At 67.1% G+C, this 23,815-nt stretch carries 24 protein-coding genes and 1 tRNA gene; 11 read left to right on the top strand and 14 right to left on the bottom strand.

Going from position 1 to position 23,815, the window contains the following annotated elements; translation table 11 throughout:
* Positions 1-20 precede the first annotated feature (20 nt).
* Positions 21-347 (top strand): EF-hand domain-containing protein, encoded by a 327-nt coding sequence (locus ACW171_RS04165; protein WP_492095839.1) that lies wholly within the window; start codon positions 21-23, stop codon positions 345-347.
* Here the strand turns inward: ACW171_RS04165 and lepB are convergent.
* The 3 genes from lepB to gltX form a co-directional block, all read right to left on the bottom strand.
* A complete protein-coding gene (gene lepB, locus ACW171_RS04160) occupies positions 344-1,120 on the bottom strand; it encodes a signal peptidase I (protein ID WP_492095838.1) in 777 nt (258 codons plus the stop codon). The genes ACW171_RS04165 and lepB overlap by 4 nt on opposite strands.
* 124 nt (positions 1,121-1,244) lie before the next feature.
* Positions 1,245-2,546, bottom strand: a complete 1,302-nt coding sequence (gltA, locus tag ACW171_RS04155; RefSeq protein WP_492095837.1) for a citrate synthase — start codon at positions 2,544-2,546, stop codon at positions 1,245-1,247.
* Between the two features lie 61 nt (positions 2,547-2,607).
* Entirely contained in the window at positions 2,608-4,026 is a 1,419-nt protein-coding gene (gene gltX, locus ACW171_RS04150) for a glutamate--tRNA ligase (RefSeq protein WP_492095836.1), read from the bottom strand.
* On the opposite strand from gltX, the gene ACW171_RS04145 reads away from it, so the two are divergent.
* Entirely contained in the window at positions 4,025-6,193 is a 2,169-nt protein-coding gene (locus ACW171_RS04145; RefSeq protein WP_492095835.1) for a ComEC/Rec2 family competence protein, read from the top strand. The two genes, gltX and ACW171_RS04145, sit on opposite strands and share 2 nt — an antisense overlap.
* A gap of 38 nt (positions 6,194-6,231) precedes the next feature.
* Here ACW171_RS04145 and lexA read toward each other — a convergent pair whose 3' ends face one another.
* The 4 genes from lexA to ACW171_RS04125 all read right to left on the bottom strand — a co-directional run bounded on the left by lexA (position 6,232) and on the right by ACW171_RS04125 (position 9,602).
* Positions 6,232-6,924, bottom strand: a complete 693-nt coding sequence (gene lexA / locus ACW171_RS04140) for a transcriptional repressor LexA (protein WP_492095834.1) — start codon at positions 6,922-6,924, stop codon at positions 6,232-6,234.
* Between the two features lie 257 nt (positions 6,925-7,181).
* A complete protein-coding gene (trpC, locus tag ACW171_RS04135) occupies positions 7,182-7,970 on the bottom strand; it encodes an indole-3-glycerol phosphate synthase TrpC (protein WP_492095833.1) in 789 nt (262 codons plus the stop codon).
* Entirely contained in the window at positions 7,967-9,007 is a 1,041-nt protein-coding gene (trpD, locus tag ACW171_RS04130; RefSeq protein ID WP_492095831.1) for an anthranilate phosphoribosyltransferase, read from the bottom strand. Before trpD ends, trpC begins: the two co-directional genes overlap by 4 nt.
* 4 nt (positions 9,008-9,011) lie before the next feature.
* On the bottom strand, positions 9,012-9,602 hold the full coding sequence (locus tag ACW171_RS04125) for an anthranilate synthase component II (RefSeq protein WP_492095830.1): 591 nt from the start codon (positions 9,600-9,602) through the stop codon (positions 9,012-9,014).
* A 108-nt stretch (positions 9,603-9,710) separates the two neighbouring features.
* Here ACW171_RS04125 and ACW171_RS04120 point away from each other — a divergent pair, with 108 nt between their 5' ends.
* Complete coding sequence (locus ACW171_RS04120) at positions 9,711-9,902, top strand: peptidoglycan-binding protein (protein WP_492095829.1); 192 nt, start codon at positions 9,711-9,713, stop codon at positions 9,900-9,902.
* On the opposite strand, the gene trpE is transcribed toward ACW171_RS04120, so the two are convergent.
* On the bottom strand, positions 9,899-11,431 hold the full coding sequence (gene trpE / locus ACW171_RS04115; RefSeq protein WP_492095828.1) for an anthranilate synthase component I: 1,533 nt from the start codon (positions 11,429-11,431) through the stop codon (positions 9,899-9,901). The genes ACW171_RS04120 and trpE overlap by 4 nt on opposite strands.
* Positions 11,428-13,362: a peptidylprolyl isomerase gene (locus tag ACW171_RS04110; RefSeq protein ID WP_492095827.1), complete on the bottom strand. Its 1,935-nt coding sequence runs from the start codon at positions 13,360-13,362 to the stop codon at positions 11,428-11,430. The genes trpE and ACW171_RS04110 overlap by 4 nt, the downstream gene beginning before the upstream one ends.
* A gap of 127 nt (positions 13,363-13,489) precedes the next feature.
* Here ACW171_RS04110 and tpiA point away from each other — a divergent pair, with 127 nt between their 5' ends.
* From tpiA to pyrG, 3 genes are all read left to right on the top strand, one after another.
* The gene (gene tpiA, locus ACW171_RS04105) at positions 13,490-14,239 is read left to right on the top strand and encodes a triose-phosphate isomerase (RefSeq protein ID WP_492095826.1); all 750 of its coding nucleotides are present in this window, start codon (positions 13,490-13,492) and stop codon (positions 14,237-14,239) included.
* Between the two features lie 146 nt (positions 14,240-14,385).
* A complete protein-coding gene (secG, locus tag ACW171_RS04100) occupies positions 14,386-14,799 on the top strand; it encodes a preprotein translocase subunit SecG (RefSeq protein ID WP_492095825.1) in 414 nt (137 codons plus the stop codon).
* Between the two features lie 140 nt (positions 14,800-14,939).
* Complete coding sequence (gene pyrG / locus ACW171_RS04095) at positions 14,940-16,589, top strand: CTP synthase (RefSeq protein ID WP_492095824.1); 1,650 nt, start codon at positions 14,940-14,942, stop codon at positions 16,587-16,589.
* A 136-nt stretch (positions 16,590-16,725) separates the two neighbouring features.
* Here pyrG and ACW171_RS04090 read toward each other — a convergent pair whose 3' ends face one another.
* The 4 genes from ACW171_RS04090 to ACW171_RS04075 form a co-directional block, all read right to left on the bottom strand.
* Positions 16,726-17,739 carry a DUF5677 domain-containing protein gene (locus ACW171_RS04090; protein WP_492095823.1) on the bottom strand — a complete coding sequence of 338 codons (1,014 nt, stop codon included), beginning with the start codon at positions 17,737-17,739 and terminating at the stop codon, positions 16,726-16,728.
* Positions 17,740-17,783: 44 nt separating this feature from the next.
* The gene (locus ACW171_RS04085) at positions 17,784-18,278 is read right to left on the bottom strand and encodes a hypothetical protein (protein ID WP_492095822.1); all 495 of its coding nucleotides are present in this window, start codon (positions 18,276-18,278) and stop codon (positions 17,784-17,786) included.
* Between the two features lie 10 nt (positions 18,279-18,288).
* Positions 18,289-18,597 carry a hypothetical protein gene (locus ACW171_RS04080; RefSeq protein ID WP_492095821.1) on the bottom strand — a complete coding sequence of 103 codons (309 nt, stop codon included), beginning with the start codon at positions 18,595-18,597 and terminating at the stop codon, positions 18,289-18,291.
* A 79-nt stretch (positions 18,598-18,676) separates the two neighbouring features.
* Positions 18,677-18,766: transfer RNA gene (locus ACW171_RS04075), tRNA-Ser, on the bottom strand.
* A 131-nt stretch (positions 18,767-18,897) separates the two neighbouring features.
* Here ACW171_RS04075 and ACW171_RS04070 point away from each other — a divergent pair.
* The 5 genes from ACW171_RS04070 to ACW171_RS04050 are packed head-to-tail and all read left to right on the top strand — an operon-like array spanning position 18,898 to position 22,987.
* Positions 18,898-19,746 (top strand): septal ring lytic transglycosylase RlpA family protein, encoded by an 849-nt coding sequence (locus ACW171_RS04070; RefSeq protein WP_492095820.1) that lies wholly within the window; start codon positions 18,898-18,900, stop codon positions 19,744-19,746.
* A gap of 49 nt (positions 19,747-19,795) precedes the next feature.
* On the top strand, positions 19,796-20,422 hold the full coding sequence (gene tmk / locus ACW171_RS04065; RefSeq protein WP_492095819.1) for a dTMP kinase: 627 nt from the start codon (positions 19,796-19,798) through the stop codon (positions 20,420-20,422).
* A complete protein-coding gene (locus ACW171_RS04060) occupies positions 20,419-21,399 on the top strand; it encodes a DNA polymerase III subunit delta' (protein ID WP_492095818.1) in 981 nt (326 codons plus the stop codon). The genes tmk and ACW171_RS04060 overlap by 4 nt, the downstream gene beginning before the upstream one ends.
* The gene (locus ACW171_RS04055) at positions 21,399-22,178 is read left to right on the top strand and encodes a TatD family hydrolase (protein ID WP_492095817.1); all 780 of its coding nucleotides are present in this window, start codon (positions 21,399-21,401) and stop codon (positions 22,176-22,178) included. Before ACW171_RS04060 ends, ACW171_RS04055 begins: the two co-directional genes overlap by 1 nt.
* A complete protein-coding gene (locus tag ACW171_RS04050; protein WP_492095816.1) occupies positions 22,175-22,987 on the top strand; it encodes an MBL fold metallo-hydrolase in 813 nt (270 codons plus the stop codon). The genes ACW171_RS04055 and ACW171_RS04050 overlap by 4 nt, the downstream gene beginning before the upstream one ends.
* A gap of 11 nt (positions 22,988-22,998) precedes the next feature.
* Here the strand turns inward: ACW171_RS04050 and ACW171_RS04045 are convergent, their stop codons facing one another.
* Positions 22,999-23,703 (bottom strand): hypothetical protein, encoded by a 705-nt coding sequence (locus tag ACW171_RS04045; RefSeq protein WP_492095815.1) that lies wholly within the window; start codon positions 23,701-23,703, stop codon positions 22,999-23,001.
* Positions 23,704-23,815: the final 112 nt, after the last annotated feature.

Below are 23,815 nucleotides of genomic sequence, written 5' to 3'. Positions count from 1 at the left end.
TCCCGATGGATGATCGTCGCATGCCCACGCCCCGACCGCCGAAAAAGAGCGAGACTCTGGAAATCCGGCTGCCGCACGCCGCCAAGCTGGCCTTCATGGACCGCTGCCGCGTCGAGGGCGTCACCGCGAGCGAGGTGGTCCGGCGGCTGATCGAGACCGGGGCGCCGAAGACGCCTCGGTCGTCGAAGGCCTGGCAGGCGGTGGCCGCGGCTGTCGTGGGCCTCGTCATCGGGGCGGCGGCGGCGCCGTCGATCGCCCAGGCCCTGCCGGGCTCGCGCGCGGCCTTCGAGCAGATGGATGCGAATCGGGACGGCGTGGTGACCTTCGCCGAGTTCGAAGCCCGTTAGTCGATCGTCCGCAGCAGGCGTCCGGGCCGAAGGCTGAACCAGGTCCACGGCTTCCACAGCGCCGCGCCGGGTCGCCAGGAGGCGGCGACGATCTCGGCCCGTCCCACAAGGTTGGTGACCGGCAGCAGACCCACGCCGACGTCTGGCGACCAGCGGCTGTCTAGCGAGTTGTCGCGGTTGTCGCCCATGACGAACAACTGGCCGTCGGGCACGACCTGGGCCGGGCGGTCGTCACCGCCTAGCCCCCGACCGCCGTCGAAGGTGACATAGGCGCGACCGTTCGCCTGACGCTCCTCCATCCGTTCGACCGGGCGGGCGGGTTGATCCAGGTCTAGGCCAGGGCCGAGGGCGCGCTGGGGCAGGGCGGCGCCGTTGACGATGACCGTCCCATTCACGACCTCGATCCGGTCCCCGGGGAGGCCGATGACACGTTTGATCCAGGTTTCCTGCGGGTCGCTGGGGCGGCGGAAGACGACGACGTCACCGCGCTCGGGCAGGCGCTCGAACAGACGCCCCGACGGCAGCGGCGGATCGAACGGCAGGGAGGCGCGGCTCCAGCCGTAGGCGAACTTGGAGACCACCAGATAGTCGCCGACCACCAGACCCGGCTCCATGGAGGCCGACGGGATGGTGAAGGGCTGGAAGGCCACGGTCTGGATCAGGAGGGCGGCTCCGAGGGCGGCCCCGATCGTACGGGCCAAGTCGAGGACTTCGGCGCGCCTGGACGGCGCCGGTACGGCTTCGGGGAGGAGGGTTTCTGAGGTCTGGGTCATGGCGACATCTCAGCCTCGGTCTGCGTCACCCGCCAGCGAAGACCTGTCCGGACAGCCGCCGATCGTGTCCGGACAAAGAAAAACGCCGGGGCGCGGGCCCCGGCGTTCCATCTGTGCGAACCGATCAGCCGCGCGACTGGATCGGCACGTAATCGCGTTGGGTCGGGCCGGTATAGAGCTGGCGCGGGCGACCGATCTTCTGCGACGGGTCGGCCATCATTTCCTGCCACTGGGCGATCCAGCCGACGGTGCGGGCCAGAGCGAACAGGACGGTGAACATCGAGGTCGGGAATCCCATCGCCGACAGGGTGATGCCCGAATAGAAGTCCACGTTCGGGAACAGCTTGCGCGAGGTGAAGTACTCGTCGCTGAGGGCGACCTTCTCCAGCTCCTTGGCGACCAGGAAGAGCGGGTCGTTTTCGCGGCCGGTGGCGGCCAGAACTTCGTAGGCCGACTGCTGCATGACCTTCGCGCGGGGATCGTAGTTCTTGTACACGCGGTGGCCGAAGCCCATCAGCTTGTACTTGCGATCCTTCACGCCCTGGATGAACTCGGGGATCTTGTCCGGGGTGCCGATCTCTTTCAGCATGGTCAGCGCCTCTTCGTTGGCGCCGCCGTGCGACGGACCCCACAGGCAGGCGATACCGGCGGCGATACAGGCGAACGGATTGGCGCCCGACGAACCGGCCAGACGGACCGTCGATGTCGAGGCGTTCTGCTCGTGGTCGGCATGCAGGGTGAAGATGCGGTCCATGGCGCGGACCAGGGCCGGATCGACCACATAGTCCTCGGCCGGGACGGCGAAGCACATGCGCAGGAAGTTCTCGGCGTATGACAGGTCGTTGCGCGGCGAAACGAATGGCTGGCCGATGTGGTATTTGTACGCGCGGGCCGCGATGGTCGGCATCTTGGCGATCAGGCGGATGGCCGAGATATTGCGCTGGACCGGGTCATGGATGTCCAGGCTGTCGTGATAGAAGGCGGACAGGGCGCCGACGGTCCCGACCATGATGGCCATCGGGTGAGCGTCGCGACGGAAGCCCTCGAAGAATCGATCGAACTGCGAATGCAGCATGGTGTGCATGGTGATCGAGTTTTCGAACGCCTCGTACTCGGCCGCGGTCGGAAGTTCGCCGTGCAGCAGGAGGTGGCAGACCTCGATGAAGTTCGATTGCGATGCCAGCTGGTCGATCGGGTAGCCGCGGTGCAGCAGGACGCCTTCATCGCCGTCGATGAAGGTCAGGGCGCTCTCGCAGGCCGCCGTCGAGGTGAAGCCCGGGTCAAAGGTGAAGGCGTCAGTCGCGGCGTAGAGTTTGCGGATGTCGATGACGTCCGGACCCGTCGAGCCCGACAGTACCGGCAGTTCGACGGACGTATCGCCGTAGGTCAGGGTCGCCGTGGCGGCGGGTTTGGTAGCTTTGGTCATAGGCGCCCTTTTCGTTCTATTATGGCCCGCCCGACAGCGAGACCTTTAGGGTTACGCACGATCACTTAGTGTGTTGCAGCGCATCATCCAAGCGCCCGAGCGCTTCTTCTCGCCCCAATGCCGACAAGGTGCGGGCGATATCGGGCGATGCGGCACCGCCGGTCAGGGCCGCGCGCATGGGCGGGCCGATCTTGCCGAAACCCACGCCCTCATCCTCGGCGAAGGCTTTCAGTTCCGCCTCGAGGGCAAAGACGTCCCAGCTTTCGAACAGGTTCAGGCGCGCGCGGACGCGGGCGATCCGGTCGGCAGTTTCGCCGGACAGCAGTGCGCGGGCCTTTTCATCGAGTTCGAGCGGACGGGCTTTCAGCACGAAAGCCGTCTGGTCCGCCAGTTCCAGCAGGGTCTTGGCGCGGTCCTTCACGAACGGCATGGCGCGCTGGAGTTTGACTTCGTCGCCTTCGTTCAGAGCCGCGCCCTTGGCCAGGTGAGCGTCGAGGGTCATGCCGGCCAGACGCTCGTCGGCGGTCAGACGCAGCCAGTGCGAATTGACGTGGGCCAGCTTGTCGAAGTCGAGCCGGGCGGGCGCCTTGCCGACGCCGTCGAGGTCAAACCATTCCCGCGCCTGTTCGTCGCCGAACAACTCGTCGTCACCGTGGGCCCAGCCGAGACGGGCCAGATAGTTGCGCATCGCCTCGGGCAGATAACCCATTTCGGCATATTCATGGACCGCCTGAGCACCGTGGCGCTTCGACAGCTTGGCGCCGTCGGGGCCGTGGATAAGCGGGATGTGGGCGAAGACCGGCCGGGTCCAGCCGAGCGCGTCATAGATAAGCGCCTGGCGCGCGGCGTTGTTCAGGTGGTCGTCGCCGCGAATGACGTGGGTCACGCCCATGTCGTGGTCGTCGACAACGACGGCGAGGTTGTAAGTCGGCGCGCCGTCGGAACGGAGCAGGACCAGATCGTCGAGATCGTTGGCGTCCCAGCTGACCTCGCCCTGAACGGCGTCGGCCACAATGACCCGGCCCGGCAGGGGGCGGCGGAAGCGGACGACGTGCGGTTGGGACAGGTCGTCGACGGTCGGCTGGCGGTCGCGCCAGGGCGATTCGAACGTGCGGCGTTCGGCCTTGGCTTCGTCGCGCAGACGGCCGGTTTCCTCGGCCGAGGTGAAGTCGCGGTAGGCGGCGCCGAGTTCCAGAAGCTGGTCCACGACCTCGCGATGGCGATCGGCCTGGGCGTGCTGGAAGACGGGCTCCTCGTCGGCGAACAGTTCGAGCCAGCTCAGGCCGTCGAAGATCGCCTTGACCGCGTCGTCGGTCGAGCGCTCGCGGTCGGTGTCCTCGATACGCACGAGGAACTTCCCGCCGCGACCTTTCGCGTAAAGGTAGTTGAACAACGCTGTTCTCGCACCTCCTATGTGGAGGTAGCCGGTGGGCGAGGGGGCGAAACGGGTGACGACCTGGGGGGATGAAGCTGATGGCATGGGGGAGGGGTCCGAACGGGCCGCCCTTATACCCCCCGACGCGGCAAAGCCCACCCCGGCGGCGCAGCTTCGTGAATGGGCGTGGGATCAGGTGCGGGGGCAGACCCTGCGCTGGCGGCTGTGGGCGCCGGTGGCCTTCGGGGGCGGTGCCGCGATCTATTTCGCCCTGAGATCGGAGCCGGCCTTGTGGCCGCTGGTGCTAGCGGCCCTGCTGGCGACGGGGTTGTGGCTGGGTGCGCGGATGCGGGGGCGCGGCCGGACGGTGACCCTGCCGCTGATGCTGGTCGCCTGTCTATTCCTGGGGCTGGCGGGGGCGAAATTGCGGACCGACCGGGTCGCGGCGCCGATCGCCCCAGCTCTGGCCGAGCCGACCGTGGTCGAAGCCTGGGTCCTGGACGTCGACAGTCCCGGCGATCGCGGACACCGGATCGTGATCGCCCCGGTACGGATTCGAGGCCTTGAGCCTGAGGCCACGCCGATCCGGCTGCGGGCCACGGTGCGGGGCGAGCCACCGAGGCCGGGGGAGGCGATCCGGCTGTTCGCGATCCTCAATCCGCCTCCGCCGCCGGCCAGTCCGGGCGCCTACGACTTCGGGCGCAACGCCTATTTTCAGGGTTTGGGCGGGACGGCGTTCGCGCTCGGGGAGACGCGAACCGCATATCTCGCGCCGCCCCCATGGAGACTGCGGCTGGACATGGCGGTCAACGGGGCGCGGTTCGCCTTGGCTCAGCGCATCGTGGACCGGTTGGGTGAGCGGACGGGCGGGGTCGCGGCGGCCATGACCACGGGGCACGAGACCTGGATCACGCGTGAGGACCTCGATGCCATGCGGGATTCCGGGCTGGCGCACATCCTGTCGATCTCGGGCCTGCACATGGCCATCGTCGGCGGGTTCGCCTTCTTCCTGGTGCGGCTGGCGGTGGCGGCTTGGCCATGGCTGGCGTTGAGGGTGTCCGGCAAGAAGGTGGCCGCAGCTGTCGGACTGCTCGCCGTGTGGAGCTATCTGGTGCTGTCGGGCGCGCCGGCACCGGCGCAGCGGGCGGCGGTTACGGCGTCGGTGGCGTTCGCGGCGATCCTGCTGGATCGGCCGGCGATCACCATGCATGCGCTGGCGGTGGCGGCGATGATCGTCCTGGTGATCCAACCCGAGGCGATCGTGACGCCGGGGTTCCAGATGTCGTTCGCGGCGACGGCGGCGCTGGTGGCCCTGTCGGAGGCGTGGCCGCCGAGGACGCGGGAGCTGTCCGTGCCCTGGCCCATAGCGGCCGTTCAGTCGGTCAGGCATTGGCTGACTGTGGCGGTGACGGCCAGTCTGGTGGCGGGAGCGGCGACCGGGCCGTTCGCGATCCAGCATTTCAATCGCGCGGCCATGTATGGCCTGGTCGCCAATCTGACGACGTCGCCGATCGCGGACTTCCTGATGATGCCGGCGCTAGCGCTGGGGGCGCTGCTGGAGCCGGTCGGCCTCGGCGGGCCGTTCCTGTGGGTGGCGGGGAAGGGCGTCGATCTGATGCTGGCGGTCGGGCACTGGACGGCCGGCCTGCCGGGGGCGGTGAAGACGATCGCCAGTGCGCCGGACTATGTGCTGCCCATCGCGTTTCTGGGCGTCCTGTTCATGTGCCTTTGGACGGGCCGGCTGCGGTGGCTGGGGCTGCCGTTCGCCTGCGCGGTCTTGATCTGGCCGCGCGCGCCAACGCCGACGGCCTGGATTGGTGATGGGGGCACGAACGCGGCCTTCAGCGAGGCGGGTAAGGCCGTCGTGGTGCGGCCGGGCGTGCGGCAGTTCGCGGCGGACCTGTGGTCGCGGCGGCGGGGGCTTTTGCTGGAGCCTCGGCCGGAGGAGGGCTGGGTCTGTGCGCGATCGAGCTGCGCCCCGGCCGAAGCCGCGTCCGGCCCCTTGGCCTTGTGGTGGGGAAAAGCCGCGCCTGACGCCGAGCAACTCGCCGCGCTGTGTGCGTCAGCGCCTCTGGTCAGCGTCCGCGCCATCCTGCCGACCTTGCCGTCAGCCTGCCAGGGTCGGTTGGTGCTGGATGGGCTCGACTATCAGCGTGGTGGCTCGGTCGAGTTGTGGCGCACCGCTCAGGGCTGGCGCGCGGTCTGGGCCGCCGACGTGCGGGGCGACCGGCCTTGGAGCCGTCCCGGATACGTCTTCGACGTTCCGGGATGACAAGGGTCGAACCTTGTCATCCCGGACTTGATCCGGGATCAGTGATACTGGCGGATGAGGCCGACCAGCTTGCCCTGGACCTCGACCTGGTCGGGGCCGAAGATACGGGTCTCGTAGTTGCGGTTGGCGGGCTCGAGGGCGATGGAATTACCCTTCTTGCGCAGGCGCTTGAGGGTCGCCTCTTCACCTTCCACAAGAGCCACGACGATCTCGCCCGAGGAGGCGGTGTCGACGCGTTTGATGACCACCAGGTCGCCGTTGAGGATGCCGGCCTCGATCATCGAGTCGCCCTCGATCTCGAGCATATAGTGCTCGCCGGCACCCAGCATGGACTCAGGCACCTGATAGCGGCCGTTGTCGCCCTGTAGGGCAGCGATGGGCACGCCGGCGGCGATCTTGCCGACCAGGGTCAGTTCGCGGGTGTCGTTTGCGGGCTCGGACGGAGCGCTACGACCGCCGCCCTCGATAACCGCAGGGGTAAAGCCGGAACGGCCGCGCACGGGGCCGGTCGTCGCCTGTTCGGGCAGCTTCACCACCTCGAGCGCGCGGGCGCGGTGGGCGAGGCGGCGGATGAAGCCGCGTTCCTCGAGCGCCGTGATCAGGCGGTGGATGCCCGACTTGGACGCCAGATCCAGCGCCTCCTTCATCTCGTCGAACGAGGGGGAGACACCGGTCTCCTTGATCCGTTCGTGGATGAACATCAGGAGTTCGTGCTGCTTGCGCGTCAGCATGGTGGGAATCGCCTTCAGAACAAGTCGTGAACCGTTGTCGATGTTCTGTAAGTGTTCTTGCCTAATGTCAACTTAACGGCGACGCGGCCCATAGGCGGCGTACCGACCGCCGTTCTGAGCCCGTCAGATTGCGGTCAATGCACGCTTGCGAATCCGGCTTTCGATAGAAGTCCGACTGCAAAAGTTTCGGGGGCTAAACCGCCAACACCGCGAAATCGAGCGCCGTGCGCTAGCCAATCGCGCGAAGGCCGCAGAGATCAGGCGAGCAGGGTCTCGGTGGCGGCCGTGACGTCATCCTGCCGCATCAGGCTCTCTCCGACGAGGATGGCGGCGGCGCCTGCTAAAGCGACTTCCGCGACATCCGTCGGGCTGAAGATTCCGCTCTCGGCCACCAGCAACGAACCCACGGGCGAACGCGGCGCGAGGCGGGCCGTGGCGTCGAGATCGACGTCGAAGGTCCGCAGCGAGCGGTTGTTGATTCCGACCAGATCGCCGCCGAGGTCGGCGGCGCGGGCCATTTCGTCTTCGTCGTGGGTCTCGATCAGGGCGTCCATTCCGAAGCGGCGGGCCTCGGACAGGAGTTCGTCGGCCAGGACGTCGTCGATCATCGCCAGAATGATGAGGATACAGTCGGCGCCAAGGGCCCGGCTCTCGGCCACCTGCCAGGGATCAACGAGGAAGTCCTTGCGCAAACAGGGAAGGGCGACGGCCGCGCGGGCCTGAACCAGATAGTCGTCGGCGCCCTGGAAGCTGGGGCCGTCGGTCAGGATGGACAGGCAGGCGGCGCCACCGGCCTCGTAGGCGCGGGCCAGGGCCGGCGGGTCGAAGTCGGGGCGGATGAGGCCCTTTGAAGGGCTCGCCTTCTTGATCTCGGCGATCAGGGCCGGGCGGCCGGGCGCGGCACGGCGTTCGAGGGCGCTGCGGAAACCGCGCGGCATGCCGGCGATCATGGCGAGCGATTCGATCTGGTCTTGCGACTGCGCGGCCTTGCGGGCGGCGACGTCCACGCGCTTGTAAGCGGCGATCTGGTTGAGGACGTCGGTCATGCGGGGTCTTCGAGGGGCTGAGGGGTAGAGGTGATGCGGGCGAGACCGGCCAGCGCCTCGGCCGCCTTGCCGTCGTCGATGGCGGCGGCGGAGAGGGCGACGCCGGATTTGAGGTCCGAAGCCTTGTCCGCGACGACGAGGGCGGCGGCGGCGTTCAGCAGGACGACGTCCCGATATGGGCCGGTCTGGCCCGCCAGCAGAGCGGTCAGGGCCGCAGCGTTGGTCTCGGCGTCGCCGCCGCGCAGGGATTCGATGTCGGCGCGGGGCAGGCCGGCGTCTTCGGGCGTGATCTCGAAGCGGCGAACGGTGCCGTCCTTCCATTCCGCGACGTCGGTCGGGCCCGTGGTGGTCAGTTCGTCGAGGCCCTGGCCGTGGACGGTCCAGGCGCGGACGGCACCGAGGCGGCCGAGAACCTCGGCCAGCGGCTCCAGCAGGCGCGGATCATAGACGCCCATGACCTGGCGCCTGGCGCCCGCCGGGTTGGAAAGCGGGCCCAGTAGGTTGAACACGGTGCGGAAACCGATCTCTGCGCGGACCGGTCCGACGTGACGCATGGCGCCGTGGTAGGCGGGCGCGAAAAGGAAGGCGATGCCGGCCTCGTCCAGAGCCTGACGCTGCTGGGCCAGACCCGCCGTCAGGTCGACGCCGAGCACGCCGAGGACGTCGGACGATCCGGATTTCGAGCTCATGGCGCGGTTTCCGTGCTTGGCCACCTTCAGGCCGGCGCCCGCGAGCACGAGCGCAGCGGCCGTCGAGATGTTGAACGTATGCGCCCCGTCGCCGCCCGTCCCACAGGTGTCGATGACGTCGTAGGGGTGGTCCAGCGTCGTGGCCGCGTCGCGCATGGCCTGGGCGAAGGCGGCGATCTCGTCAACGGTCTCGCCGCGGATGCGCAGGGCGGTGACGGCGGCGGCGACCTGGGCCGGGGTCGGCTCGCCGCGCAGACAGGCGGCGAAGAAGTCGCCGGCTTCTTCCGACGTCAGCGTGCGGCCGTCGACCAGCTTGGCCAGCAGCGGCTTGAAACCACCCTCGGACATGGGCTCAGACCATCGCCAGACGTTTGACGCCCGCCTGATCGAGGAAGTTGGCCAGCATCTCGTGGCCGTGTTCGGTGGCTATCGACTCCGGGTGGAACTGAACCCCGTGGATCGGCCGCTCGTGGTGCTGGAAGCCCATGATCTCGCCGTCCTCGGTCCAGGCAGTAACCTGAAGCGTGTTGGGCAGGGTTTCGCGCTGGACCGCCAGGGAGTGATAGCGGGTCGCAGTGAAGGGCGACGGCAGGCCGGCGAACATGCCCTTGCCCTCGTGCAGGATCGGCGAGGTCTTGCCGTGCATCAAAGCCTTGGCGCGGATGACGTGGCCGCCCATGGCCTGGCCGATCGCCTGATGGCCCAGGCAGACGCCCAGGATCGGCATGTCCAGCGGCGCGGTGTCGATCAGGGGCAGGCAGATGCCCGCCTGATCGGGGGCGCAGGGACCGGGTGACAGAAGGACGGCTTCCGGCTTCAGCGCCCAGGCCTCCTCGGCCGTCAGGTCGTCGTTGCGGATGACATGAGTCTGCGCACCCAGCTCCGCGAGGTAGTGGACGAGGTTGTAGGTAAAGCTGTCGTAGTTATCGACGACGAGGATCATGGCTGCGCTTCTAGAGGCTGTGGATCGCCGCGCCAAGCGGACACGGCTGAACACGGATCGTTAACCTTGGCGGAATGAAATCGACGCTTCCCCGGAGCCGACGATTCCATGCGCGACACCCAGACCCAGATCGACGCCGCCCGTGTGGTGTTGAGCGAGCCGGAAGCGAAGACGGGCGTCATGGGGACGCTGGCGGCGGCGAGCCTCGCGGCCTGCGCGGCCGTGTTGCTGGCGGGGGTGATGATCCTGGGGCCGGGCGTGGCGATCGAAGATTCGAGCGCGGACGTCCAGACCTTCTAGATTTCGCCGGCCGTATTGAGCGGCGCGCCCAGTTCGAAACGCCAGGCGTCCTCGGCGGCGCGCATGGGGGCGCGGGCCTTGGCCTCGGTCTCGGCGAACTCGGCGGCCGGATCACTGTCGGCGACGACGCCGGCGCCGGCTTGGATGAAGACCTGGCCGTCGGCGAACATGGCGGTGCGCAGGACGATGCAGATGTCCGCCTCTCCGCCAGCCGAGATATAGCCTACGCCGCCGCCGTAGCCGACGCCGCGCTTTTCGGTCTCCAGCTCGTCGATGATCTCCATGGCCCGGACCTTGGGCGCGCCGGACAGGGTGCCGGCGGGCAGGGCGGCGAGCAGGGCGTCGACGGCGTCGATGTCCGGGTGGGCCCGGCCTTCGACGTTGGAGACGATGTGCATGACCTGGCTGTAGCGTTCGACGACGAAGCTTTCGGTCACCTTGACCGTGCCTGGGGCGGCGACGCGACCGACGTCGTTGCGGCCCAGGTCCAGCAACATCAGGTGCTCGGCGCGCTCTTTCGGATCGGCCAGGAGTTCTGCCTCGAGCGCCTTGTCGGCCTCGGGCGTCGCGCCGCGCGGGCGGGTGCCGGCCAGCGGGCGGATGGTCACGCCGCCGTCCTTCAGCCGGACGAGGATTTCCGGACTGGAACCGGCCAGCTGGAAGTCGTCGAAGTTGAGGAAATACAGATAGGGCGACGGATTCTGGCGGCGCAGCGAGCGGTAGAAGGCGAACGGATCGCCGGCCCAGGGCGCACGGAAGCGGTGGCTGAGCACGACCTGGAAGATGTCGCCGGCGGCGATATAGCCCTTGGCCGCCGCGACCAGGTCGCCGTAGCCGGCCGCATTGACCGGCGAACGGAAGTCGAGGGCTGTGGTCGGCTCGGCCGCGCCACGGGCGACCAGCGGACGACGCAGGCGAACCTCGAAGTCGTCCAGCCGGGCCTCGGCGGCGGCGATGGCCGCGGTCGCGTCCGATGCGCCGGGCCAGACTGGGGCCATGACGACGATCTCGTGCTTCACCGAATCGAAGACCGCCACCACTGACGGGCGGGTCAGGACGGCGTCGGGCAGGTCGAGCGGATCAGGATTGGGTGCGCCGAGCGGTTCCAGCAGACGGACCATGTCGTAGCCGAAGACGCCGAACAGGCCGGCGGCCATGGGCGGCAGGCCTTCGGGCAGGTCGAACCGGGTCTCGGCGATCAGGGCGCGCAGGCTGTCCAGCGCGCCGCCCGTCTGGGCCGCATAGCGTTTGGCGGCGACGTCGGCGCCGCGCGCGATGGAGGCCAGGCCGTCGCGGCAGCGCCAGACCACGTCAGGCTCGAGGGTAATAATCGAATAGCGGCCGTTGAGCGCCCCGCCCTCGACCGATTCCAGCAGGAAGGCATGGGTGCGACCCCAGCCCACCTTGAGATAGGCGGAGACCGGGGTCTCCAGGTCGTCGACGATCCGGCGCACGACGACCTGGGGCCGTCCCTGCGTCAGCCCCACGATCAGCGCCGCGCGATCGGGCTCCGCGCCGCCTTGGCTCATTGAGCGGGGGCGACGGGCGCGGCCGGGGTCGTCGCACCGGCGGCGGGCGGCGTGACGCCGAGGGCTTCGACGGCGCGGGCCGGGTCGTTCTCGGCCTTCACCTTGCGCGACGCGGCCGCGACCAAGGACTCGCCGGCGCCGTTGACCAGCTCCTGAGCCATGCGCGGGCGGATCTGGTCCGCGATGGGCGCTGCGAGGGCGGCGGTGGGGGCGCGAACCGCGTCCACGCGACCGACGACGAAGGCCGTTTCCGAGGCCGGGCCGGTGAAGACCTGACCGCGACCCTGGCCGAACAGGCCGCCCAGGACGCCGTCGCCCAGGGAGCCTTGCGATTCAGCGTTCTGCTGCACGCCCGTGCGGGTGGTCAGCTCAGCCCCGGCTGAACGGGCGACGACCGCGATATCCTCGCCGCCGCGCACGCGGGCGGCCAGCTCCTCGGCCTTGTTAGTCAGGCGGCGAGCGTTCTCGCGCAGGGTCCACTGCTGGGCCAGGGGCTCGCGAATATCGGCCAGCGTCGGCAGGGCAGCGGGCTGGATGTCGTCGAGGCGCAGGACGAAATACTGGCCCTGGCCGGCGTCGATGACGTCGGACTCGGCGCCCTTCGTCAGGGTGTAGGCGTTCTGCAGGATCTGCGGCGGCGCGTTCATCGGCTGGCCGTCGGGCAGGCGGCCGTCCTGGGTGAAGGGCGGCAGTTGCACGATACGAGCGCCGATTTCACGGACGGCGTCGGCCAGGGGCTTGCCGTCGGTCCGGGCCTTTTCGTAGGCCTCGACGCGGCTGAAGACGCGCGCCTTGGCGTCCTCATCCTGCAACTCGGTGACGATGGCCTCACGGACGCCTTCCAGGGTGGCGGGCGCGCCCGGGGTGACGGCGACCAGCTTGGCGACGGTGAAGCCGACGCGGCCCTGGATCGGAGCCGAGACTTGGCCGGTCGTCAGACCGAAGACGGCGGTTCCGACGGCGGGGTCCGCCACGGCGCTTTGCGGCTGGGCGGCATATTCGGCAGGCTGGATACGGTTCGCCTCGGCGACGGCGGCCGGCGACTGACCGGCGCGCAGGGCGGCGGCGATGCGGTCGGCGGCGGCGCGATCCGCCACGGTCAGGGTGGTGAAGGTGCGGCGTTCCGGCGTCGACAGGCCGTCCTTGCGGAAGTTGAAACGCTCGACGATCCGCTCTTCGGTGATCGGGGCCGGGGCGGCGCCGACGGCGTCGTTGAACAGGACAACCGAGGCGATGCGGAACTCGGGGCGGCGCAGCTGGGCGGCGTTCTCGCTCATGAAGGCGGTCAGCTGGGCATCGGTCGGAGCGCCGGTCGTGCCGGCCATGGCCTGGGTCACGGTGAACCAGCGGCCGTCGCGCAGCTCCAGTGCGCGGCCGGCGACCAGGGCGCCGAAGATGCGCGGCGAACGGATGCCGGCCTGAACGGCGCTGCCGAAATGCTCGGTCACGGCGGCGTCGCGGAACTCTTCTTCCAGCTGGGCCGGGGTGAAGTTCTGTTGCGCCAGGGTCTGTTCGTACTGGGCCTGATCGAAGGCGCCGGTCACCTGGTTGAAGAAGGCGGGGATCTCGCGGATGCGCTTGATGATCAGCGACTCGTCCGGACGGATGCCGACGCGGCGCGCCCATTCCAGGAAGCCGAGGCGCTGGGTCTGAGCCTCCAGGTAGCGGACGTGAAGATTGGCGGTGACCAGGTCCTCGAGGGTGAGCGGACGGCCTTCCTGTTCGGAGGCATTGGCGCGGATACGCTCGAAGTCGGTGCGGAACTGATTGGCGTCCACTGAGCGCTCGCCGGCCGAGATGACGTGCTGGGCGCCCAGGCTCTTGAACACGTCCGTCTGCGACCCACCGACTACGGCGAAGCTGAGGATCAGCAGCACGAACAGGGCGACGGCCCACTTGGACTTGGCGAAGTCGCGGAACACGGAAATCATCGAGAGAGCCTGACGGTCGGACGGCGAAGCGCGCCACCGCGCCGTATAGGGGAGGGTGCCGCCACCCCGCAAGCGCTCGACGCGCCGTGGACTTGGCAGCAGGCCAGACGGCGCCTAGACAGGGCGCATGAAACAATCCGTGAAGATGATCGTCGGCAATTGGAAGATGAACGGCGACGCCGGAGGCCTGGCCGAGTTTGAAGCCTTGGCCGAGCAGCTGAAATCGGACCCCTACAGGGTCGACGTGGCCGTCTGCCCGCCTGCGACACTGATCGAACGCCTGCGCCGGATCGGAGAGCCTGCGGCAATCGCCATCGGCGGTCAGGACTGCCACGCCAAGCCCAGCGGCGCCTTCACGGGCTCCATCTCTGCGGAACTCCTGTTCGAGGCCGGCTGCGAGTTCGTCATCGTCGGCCATTCCGAGCGTCGTCAGATGTGCGGTGAGACAGACGCGATCGTTTCGGACAAGGTCGGGGCCGCCCTTCGCGCGGGCCTGACGCCGATCATCTGCGTGGGCGAGACTTTAGCCCAGCGCGAGGCGGGTCAGGCGGCCTCGGTCGTGCGCGGCCAGATTCTCGGCTCTCTCCATGACGAACTGGCCGGCAAGGATTGGGCCCTGGCCTACGAGCCGGTCTGGGCCATCGGCACCGGGCTGACGCCGACGCTGGATCAGATTGCAGAAATCCACGCCGCCGCGCGCGACGCCATGGTCGAACGGCTGGGCGAGGCCGGCCGGGCCGCGCCGATTCTGTATGGCGGCTCGGTCAATCCGGCGAACGCACGCGACATTCTGGCGGTGGAGAATGTCGGCGGGGCCCTGGTCGGCGGGGCGTCGCTGAAGGCGGCCGACTTCCTGGCCATCATTGGGGCCGCCTGAAGGCGACAGGGATCAGGGATCGGGGAGTAGGGAGTAGCAAGGCGAACGGGCTGGCCCCTGATCCCTACTCCCTATTCCCTAATCCCTCCCTCGATGGTAGACGCCGCCGCTTAATCGGCGGTCGTCCGCCACACATGTAAGCACCCATGCTCCAGACCATTCTTCTCGTCGCCATGATCATCATCTCGATCGCCCTGTCCGGGGTGATCCTGCTGCAGCGCTCCGAAGGCGGCGCGCTGGGCATGGGCGGCGGGCCTTCGGGCTTCATGACCGCACGCGGCGCGGGCAACCTCCTGACCACGGTGACCTGGTGGCTCGGCGCCCTGTTCGTGCTCTGCGCCATCTCGCTGACCATCGTCGGAAACATGGAACGCGCCGACCAATCGGTCGTGGACGCGGCCGCCGTCGGCTCGATCGCTCTCGACACGGCTCCGGCCGGCAGCGCGACGACCGCGCCCGCTCCAACGACGCCGGCCGCTCCTGCCGCGCCGTCGCTCGACGACCTGGAAGCCAGCCTGCCCACGGCCGGCGCCACCCCGGCCCCCGCGCCGGAGCAATAAGGTGACGGCGGATCTCCGCCGCTTTTACCGCCCCAATCCCCTCCGCTCCGGACCTGCTCCGGGGCGGAGTTTTGTTTTCAACAAGGGATCACGCTTCGATCCCTTCGGCGGCGCCGAATCAGCGCCTAAGGTGATCCCCCGTGGCTAGATATGTATTCATCACGGGCGGCGTGGTTTCCTCGCTGGGCAAGGGGCTGGCGTCGGCGGCTCTCGGCGCATTGCTTCAGGCGCGCGGCTACAAGGTCCGCCTGCGCAAGCTCGACCCCTATTTGAACGTCGATCCGGGCACGATGAGCCCCTATCAGCACGGCGAGGTCTTCGTGACCGACGACGGCGCCGAGACCGACCTCGACCTGGGCCACTACGAGCGTTTCACCGGCGTGTCGGCGGCCAAGTCGGACAACATCACGACCGGCCGCATCTATTCGACCATCCTGGAGAAGGAGCGTCGCGGCGACTATCTGGGCGCGACGGTGCAGGTGATCCCGCACGTCACCGACCAGATCAAATCCTTCTGCCTGACGCCCGCCATGACGGACGAGGGCGAGGACGTCGACTTCGTCCTGGTCGAGATCGGCGGCACGGTCGGTGATATCGAGGGGCTGCCCTTCTTCGAGGCCATTCGCCAGCTGGGCCAGGACCTGCCGCGCGGCCAATCCTGTTTCGTCCACCTGACCCTGCTGCCCTTCATCAAGACCGCCGGCGAGATGAAGACCAAGCCGACCCAGCACTCGGTCAAGGAACTGCGCTCCATCGGCATCCAGCCGGATATCCTGCTGTGCCGCTGCGAGTTTCCGATCCCCGACGAGGAAAAGCGGAAGATCGGCCAGTTCTGCAACGTCCGCCCGTCCGGCGTCATACAGGCTATGGATTCCGAGGACATCTATGCGGTGCCGCTGGACTATCACCGCGAGGGTCTGGACGCAGAGGTCCTGGCCCACTTCGGCATCACCGACGCGCCCGAGCCGGACATGTCGAGCTGGAACGAGATCGTGCGTCGCCGCCTGCAGCCCGACGGCGAGGTCACCGTCGCCGTGGTCGGCAAGTACACGGTCCTCAAGGACGCCTACAAATCCCTGATCGAGGCCCTGCAGCACGGCGGCGTGGCCAACCAGGTCAAGGTCAACATCGACTGGGTCGAGGCCGATACCTTCGAGGGCGACCGCGACGCCTGCGAGCAACGCCTTCAGGGCGCGCACGCGGTGCTGGTCCCCGGTGGCTTCGGCGAGCGCGGGGCCGAGGGCAAGATCGAGGCGGCCCGTTTCGCCCGCGAGCGCAACATCCCCTATTTCGGTATCTGTTTCGGCATGCAGATGGCCGTGATCGAGGCGGCCCGGAACCAGGCCGGCTATGCCAAGGCGTCGTCGACCGAGTTCGGCCCGACCGAGGAGCCGGTCGTGGGCCTGATGACTGAATGGACTCAAGGTAACCAGCGGGTCCTGCGCACCCAGGGCGGGGACCTCGGCGGCACCATGCGTCTGGGCGCCTATGATTCGACCCTCGCGCCCGGATCGAAGATCGCCGAGATTTACGGCACGACCGCCATCAGCGAGCGGCATCGCCACCGCTACGAGGTCAACATCAACTATCGCGAAGCGATCGAGGACAAGGGTCTGGTCTTCGCCGGCCTGTCGCCCGACGGCGTCCTGCCGGAGACCGTCGAGCGCAATGACCACCCTTGGTTCATCGGCGTCCAGTACCACCCCGAACTGAAGAGCCGGCCGTTCAAGCCGCATCCCCTCTTTGCGAGCTTCATCGAAGCGGCCGTGGTGCAGAGCCGACTGGTCTAAGGGTCGGCGGCTTGGCTGAGGCTGAGTAAGTTGTTGATGCCGTGCGAACGGTGTCCCCTGCGGCGCCCAGGATGCCTCACGGCGCGGCGGAAGCATGCTGGCTGTGGCCTTATGCCTTGATTGCGGCCTTTCGCCTTTAGGCTGCTTCGAATGTCCGCCGTTCGATCCCGCTGGCGAGCTTGTTCATTCGTTGTGCCATGCGCCAGAGGGTGTTGAAGAATGCGAGCCGGTCGAAGTTCGGTTTCGATCGCAACAACAACGACGTCGATTCTACGATGCTAATCGCCGTAAGGGTCAATGGCCCGACCATTCCAGAGTTGCTAGGTCCAACAAGTAAGACCTCTTCCTGTGATTCACACATGCCTAGCAACTCGTCTAAGGCGCGATGATTTCCGTGAACGTGCAGCGAGGCATGTTGATACAGCGACTTCTCATCCGTCCGTCCCGCCAACTCCGCCAGCTTATCGAACGTCGGGTGCTTTTGACCTGTAATGGCGCAGGCCCAGCCGTTTCGCCGGTTTATTTCAGGGCCGAACTTCGCGATTGCGAATTCGGCCTGCGCTTTCAGGCGTTGCCGTTCTTGCTCGTCTTCATCGGACTCAGCGGTTTCGTCCTGCGCTTCGTTCCAAGCTTGAACCCGCGAGTGTGCAAGATACCGCAACGCCAGTTCTTGACCTTCCTGCCGAATGAGCGCGGCAATCACGTTGGTTTCGTAAATGGTGCGCCACCGCGTAAGCGCACCGTCTGCGAAGCCACCCTTGAGCAAACAGATGATTTCGGACGTAACGAGTAATGCCTTCGCGTGAAGGTGGGTAAGTGCCTCGAAGACATAATCCTTTTCTCTCACGGCCCCGGGGCGGTGGTGCTGATTGAAGGTACGACCAAGTTCCTCGCATGACACCCAGATCGTTTCGATGAGGTCGAACGCTTTTCGCCAGCGTTGGAAGTTTCGGCGTTCAAATCCCGCCCGCTCTCTCCTACGATCCGCGAGCATGTCCGGCGCAGTGTCGATCAAAGTCCGATAGAAGGCGCGCCCTGCGCTTTTCGTCGCCTTTTCGGCGATGCGGGCAACTTGCTTTGCGGTGAGTTCTTTACCGGCTTCCTGCGCCTCCCGGACGACCCGTTCGAACTCACGTTGCAGTTCGTCCATCGTCCACGGTTCGTCGTTGGACGTCGGAGCCTTCTTGCTTCGGGTCACGGCCACGTCACCGTGCGCCGACGGTCCACAGCAACCCGCTCGGCCCGATACGTCAGACGCATCACCGTGAGGATCACAGCGTTGATGAATTTGAACCGGTAGGCTCCGGCGTGGGCCACCGGTCCGCCGGGCAAGTCCGACCTCAGGCGGTCGCATAGGGCCGCGATCTTGGCGTCATCGAAGCCCACGCCGTGTGTACGATGGGCGAACTCGTTTCGGACCCTGCGAATGCTATCGCACTCGGCGCGTTCGAAGTTGTCGATAAGGCCAAGGGCGAAGGTCGCTTTGATGCGAGACGAAAACGTTCCCAACGGCGCGGTTGCGCCGTCCAGCAAGTCTTTCGCCGCAGCCTCTGAAACCATGAAAGCCCGCAGCGTGTCGGCTAAACGAAGATCAATAAGCGCTGCGCCTACTAAGGCCGCGCCGCGATCCGTTTCACCCTGAAACTCTTCCAGGAACTGGGTGAAGTCCTCAAGATCGCTCTCGCGCAATCGCTCGGCCTCAGGAGAGGTTCGTCAGCCACGCCGGAATATCAGGCGAACTACCGTCAGTCGGCTTGTGGACGTAGGCGAAGTGAAACGCATGAATGGCGTCGCTGGCGTCCATGTCGGACGGGATGCGGGTTGATGCGACTAGCGCCATATGCACCGTCACGAAATTGCCCGCCGCCGAAATCGCCGTAACCGCACGCGGATCATCGCGCACTTCCGAATTATGGGCGTGGTGGTTGGCATAGAGGAGCAAGAGCGTCTGGACGCCCCATAGGAACTGCTCTTGTTTGGTCAGGGCCGGGCTGTTCGTCGGGGGCATCGAATCTTCCGCGTTGTTCGGTCAAGCCTAACGCATAACCGGGTTCGCGTCAGTCGCGAGCCGCCCGGGCCATAGCCATTGGCGGAAGCGGTGGGATTCGAACCCACGGACGGCTCTCACCGTCGCTGGTTTTCAAGACCAGTGCCTTAAACCACTCGGCCACACTTCCCTGCCGACCCGCTGCTGTCGCTGACGACAGGATGGCGGCGGCCTGATCGGCCACCTGTCCGGCTGGAGAGGGGGCATAGCAGCGCATGTCGCGTTAACCAAAACGGAAATCGGTTCGGCGATGATTTCGTCATGTCGATTTCGTCCGATCTTCTCCGCCGCGCCTCTCGTGTCGCCGTCGTTGCGGCCGCTACGGCCTTGCTGACCGCCTGCGCGGGTGCAGGTGCGACGGGAGGCCTGGCGCGTCCGGGCGGTGGAAGCCGCATGGCCGAGGCGGCGCCGGTCGTGACCGATCCTGCGCCGATCGTGTCGGGCACCATGCGTCGCTATCAGATCCGGGGGCGCTGGTATCAGCCGGAGGAGCAGTCGAACTACGATGTCGTAGGCCTGGCCTCCTGGTACGGCGACCAGTTCAACGGCCGCCCGACTGCGACCGGAGAGCGGTTCGACATGCATGCCCTGACTGCCGCGCACAAGACCCTGCCGCTGCCGGGGCTGGTCGAGGTCACGAACACCGCCAACGGGCGCCGGGTGGTGCTGCGCGTCAACGATCGCGGGCCGTTCGTCGATGACCGGATCATCGACCTGTCCCGCGGCGCGGCCGAGGCGCTCGACATGCTGAATCGGGGCGTGGGTGAGGTCCGGGTCCGCTACCTGGGTCGGGCCCCGCGTCTGGGCGGGGGAACGGTCCTGCAAATGGCCGAGGCCGCGCCCCGACCTCCGGTGGCCCCGCCGGTCGTTTCGCCGCCGGTCGCCGCCGAGCAGAGATACTGGATCGAGGTCGTGGCCTATCGCGATCAGCCGCTGGCCCAGGCCGCCGCCGGTAGAATCGGTCGCTCCGCCCGGGTTCAGGCCGCGAGCGACCAGAGCATGTTCCGCGTCCTGATGGGCCCGTGGAACGACCCCAATGCGGCCGAGCGGGCGCGCCAGGCGGTCGTGGCCGATGGATTCGGCGGCGCCCTGTTGATATCGGCGCGATAAGCGGCCTTGCGCCCTTGGCCCGGGCCGCTCGGGTCGCCATTGTGCGCCGGTGACCCGAGGACAGTTCATCACATTCGAAGGCGGGGAGGGGACGGGGAAGTCCACCCAGGCCGCCCGGCTCGTCGCTCGCCTCCAGGCGCGCGGCGTTGACGTCGTGCACACACGAGAGCCAGGCGGCTCGCCCGGCGCCGAAGAGATTCGCCACATTGCCTTGAACGGTGACGCCGGTCGCTGGTCGCCCATGACCGAGACGATGCTGATGTTCGCCGCGCGCAGCGATCATCTGGAAAAGACCATCCGCCCGGCGCTGGCGGCCGGTCGCTGGATCGTCTGCGACCGGTTCGCCGATTCCAGCCGCGCCTATCAGGGGGCGGGCGGCGGTGCGCCGGCGGACTTCATCGAAGCTCTCGACGCCGCCGTCGTCGGCGAAGACCAGCCGGACCTGACCCTGATCTTCGATCTGCCGGTCGAGGTGGGTCTGGAGCGGGCTCTGGCGCGGGGCGCGGCGGAGACGCGGTTCGAATCCAAGGGGCTGGAGTTCCATCGCTGCCTGCGCGACGGGTTTCTGTCCGTCGCCGCCCAGCACACGGAACGCTGCCGGATCATCGACGCCACGGGCGAGTTGGACGCGGTCTCCGAACGGGTCTGGCGGGCCATCGAGCCGATCCTGCCGTGAGCGAGCATCCGCGCGACCGGTTCGACCTGATCCCGTCGCCGGCGGCCGAGATGGCCTTCGTTGATGCGCTGGATCGCGGCCGGCTTCACCACGCCTGGATGGTCTGCGGCCCCGAGGGGCTGGGCAAGGCGACCTTCGCCTATCGCGCTGCGCGGCGTCTTCTGGGCGCGGCTCCGGATCCTTCGCACGGGCCGCTGGGCGCGCGGCCTTCAGACCCCGTCAGCCAGCTGATCACGGCCCAGTCCCATCCCGACCTGCTGGTGCTGGAGCGGCTGGTCGAGGGCGGCAAGACGAAGAAATCCATCTCAGTCGACCAGGCGCGCGACCTGCCGGAGTTCTTCTCCAAGAGCCCGTCGCGCGCGGCCTATCGCGTCGCCATCATCGATGCGGCGGACGACCTGAATCTCAATGCCGCCAATGCCTTGCTGAAGGTTCTGGAGGAACCGCCTGAGCGGGGCGTCCTGTTTTTGGTGACCCATGCACCGGGCCGTCTGCTGGCCACGATCCGCTCGCGCTGCCGCCGCCTGACCTTCCAGCCTTGGCCGGAGGCCGAGGTCGCGGGCCTCCTGGCGCGTCAGACCGAGCTGGACCGCGACGAGGCCGTCCGCATCGCCGGAATGGCGCGCGGATCGCCCGGCGCGGCGCTGTCGCTGGCCACGGCCGCCAATCTGGAGCTCGATCGGCTGGCGCGCCGCTGGGTCGACGAAGGCCCGGTCGATCGCGCCGAGGCCCTGTCGCTGGCCGACGGGTTCCGGGGCGCCGAGGGGCAGGCGCGGTTCGAAGCCTTGTTGGACCGCCTGGCTGCCGCCGTGAAGGCGCGATCGCTGGCGCAGTCGGGGCAGGGGGGCGCCTGGGCCGATCTCTGGACCCGACTGACCGAGGCACCTGAACGAGCCGCCGCCATCAACCTCGACAAGGGTGACCTGCTGGCCGGGGCCCTGGCCGATCTGGCGCGCGTGAAACGGATGGCCGGCTGATGATCATCGACAGTCATGTGAACCTGCATGCCGTCCAGTTCGACGAGGACCGCGACGCCGTCATCGCCCGCGCCCGCGAGGTCGGCGTGCAGATGATGGTCGAAATCTCGGACAAGTTGTCGACCTTCGAGGCGACCCACGCCCTGGCCATGGCGCACCCGGACATCTGGTGCACGGTCGGCGCCCATCCGCACGAGGCCAAGGATCACACGGCCATGACGGCGGACGATCTGGTCGCGCTGGCCGGGCGCCCGCGCGTCGTCGGAATCGGTGAATGCGGCCTCGACTTCCACTATGACCTCAGCCCGCGCGACATCCAGGCCGACGTCTTCAGAACCCACATCAAGGCCGCCCAGGCGACCGGCCTTCCGCTGGTCGTCCATACCCGCGAAGCGGACGATCAGATGGGGACGATCCTGCGGGAAATGCAGGCCGATGCGCCGTTTCGTTTTCTCATGCACTGCTACACATCCGGGGCGGAACTGGCGGAACAGGCTGCGGAAATGGGCGCGTGGTTCTCCGTTTCCGGCATCGCCACCTTCAAGGCGGCCGAGGACGTGCGTCAGGTCATCCGCGCCATGCCCGCCGATCGGATCATCGTCGAGACCGACTGCCCCTATCTGGCCCCGATACCGCATCGGGGGCGCCGCAACGAACCCGCCTATGTGACCCATGTGCTCCAGGCTCTCGCCGACATTCGCGGCTGGGGCCGGGAGGAGGCGGAGGCGAGGACGACGGACGCCTTCTTCAGCCTGTTCGACAGGATCCCTCGACCGTGACCGACGAGCTGGAGATCACCATCCTCGGCAGCGGCTCGTCCGGCGGCGTGCCGCGCGGCGACGGCGACTGGGGCGCTTGCGATCCGGCCGAGCCCAGGAACCGCCGCAGCCGCTGCTCGGCCTTAGTCCGGCGGCGCGGCCCGGACGGCGAAACAATGGTGCTGATCGACACGTCTCCAGACCTGCGCGAGCAGATGTTGAGAGCCGGTGTGAAGTCGGTGGACGCCGTCCTCTACACCCACGACCATGCCGACCAGACCCACGGTATCGACGACCTGCGCGTCTTCGCCATTCGCGGCCGTCGGCGGATTCCGGCCTGGATGGACGTCGCCACGCGCGAGGCCCTCGTGCCGCGCTTTCCGTACATCTTCGAAAGCCAGATGGGCTATCCGGCAATCCTCGAACTCAACGAGATCCCGGAGCACGGCTCGCATTGGTCGATCGACGGCTCAGGCGGTCCGGTTCCGGTCGTGACCTTCGACCAGGGCCATGGACCGATCCGGTCGGTCGGCTACCGGATGGGATCGATCGCATACTCCAGCGACATCGACGCGCTGGATGATGCGGCGTTCGAGGCGCTCGCGGGCTGCAAACTCTGGATCGTCGACGCGCTGCGCTGGACGCTGCATCCGACGCACAGCCATGTGGACCGGACGCTGGCATGGATCGCGCGCAGCGGCGTGGAGCGCGCCGTGCTGACGAACCTGCACATCGATTTGGATTACAATGCGTTGTCGTCGCTTCTTCCGGCCAATGTCGAAGTCGGTTTCGATGGTTGGAGCGCCACCGCGCCACTGTCAGATACGTAGCTTCTGTGTCCTTATTGCCCAGCCATTGAAAACGTGGCCCACGTCGATTCATCGCTATCTATTGCTGCTTCCGGATAGCGGAATTCCGCCCCTGCGCCTTCGTGCCTGATGGCGCCGACGCCAATCATCATGGTCCAGTCGTTGCCGGCAAACTTCGTGCGGGACACTTGGATTTGCCTGTGTGTGCCCCGGGCGAATATTGGACCATTGTTATTCTCGGGATCTTCCAGCCCGAAATACGGTACCCAGAATCCAGCATAGCCATCGAGCTCCCATGTCGCGGACTCACCCCATCCTGCTTCAGTGCGTACTCGTTCTCCCATTTGAGCGGAGAGGTGGAAGTGGTGGAGATTGCCCGTTTCTGAGTGCTTTATATAAAGGTCCAATACCGTGTAGTCTTCCGGTTTACCTTTGGCGCATAGATAGAAGTATTGCTCATCGTGCATAAGATGAATGGAAGCCTGCGCAGGCAGTTCGATCTTTGTCGCTGCTTCCCATTCATCGTCTCCGCAATGCCCATCCAAAAGCGCTGCTTTATCAGTTGAGTTGATAGCGATAATCTCGGAAGCCAGGGCGTCGGTGGCTCCGATCGATATGCAGGCGCTGAGTAGCAGAGGCTTTAAAACATTCATGGGCGTACTCGTGCGTCTCGGAGGAGTAAAAATCTCGGCCTCGCCATGCCCTGGGGAGGGACGGTGGCTGTGGCGCGCGCTCATCAGACCTTAAAGCAAAGCTTGGCGGCGACCATCTTTGGATTCGTGATACATGTCGATCAAGGAATCCGACGCAAAACGATGACACCACCGCACCAGTCGGCACAGTCTCGAT

It is taken from the genome of Brevundimonas sp. FV1ye28 (assembly GCF_058681135.1).
Note: the sequence above shows the minus strand (reverse complement) of the source record. Positions and strands in the feature narration are given on the sequence as shown.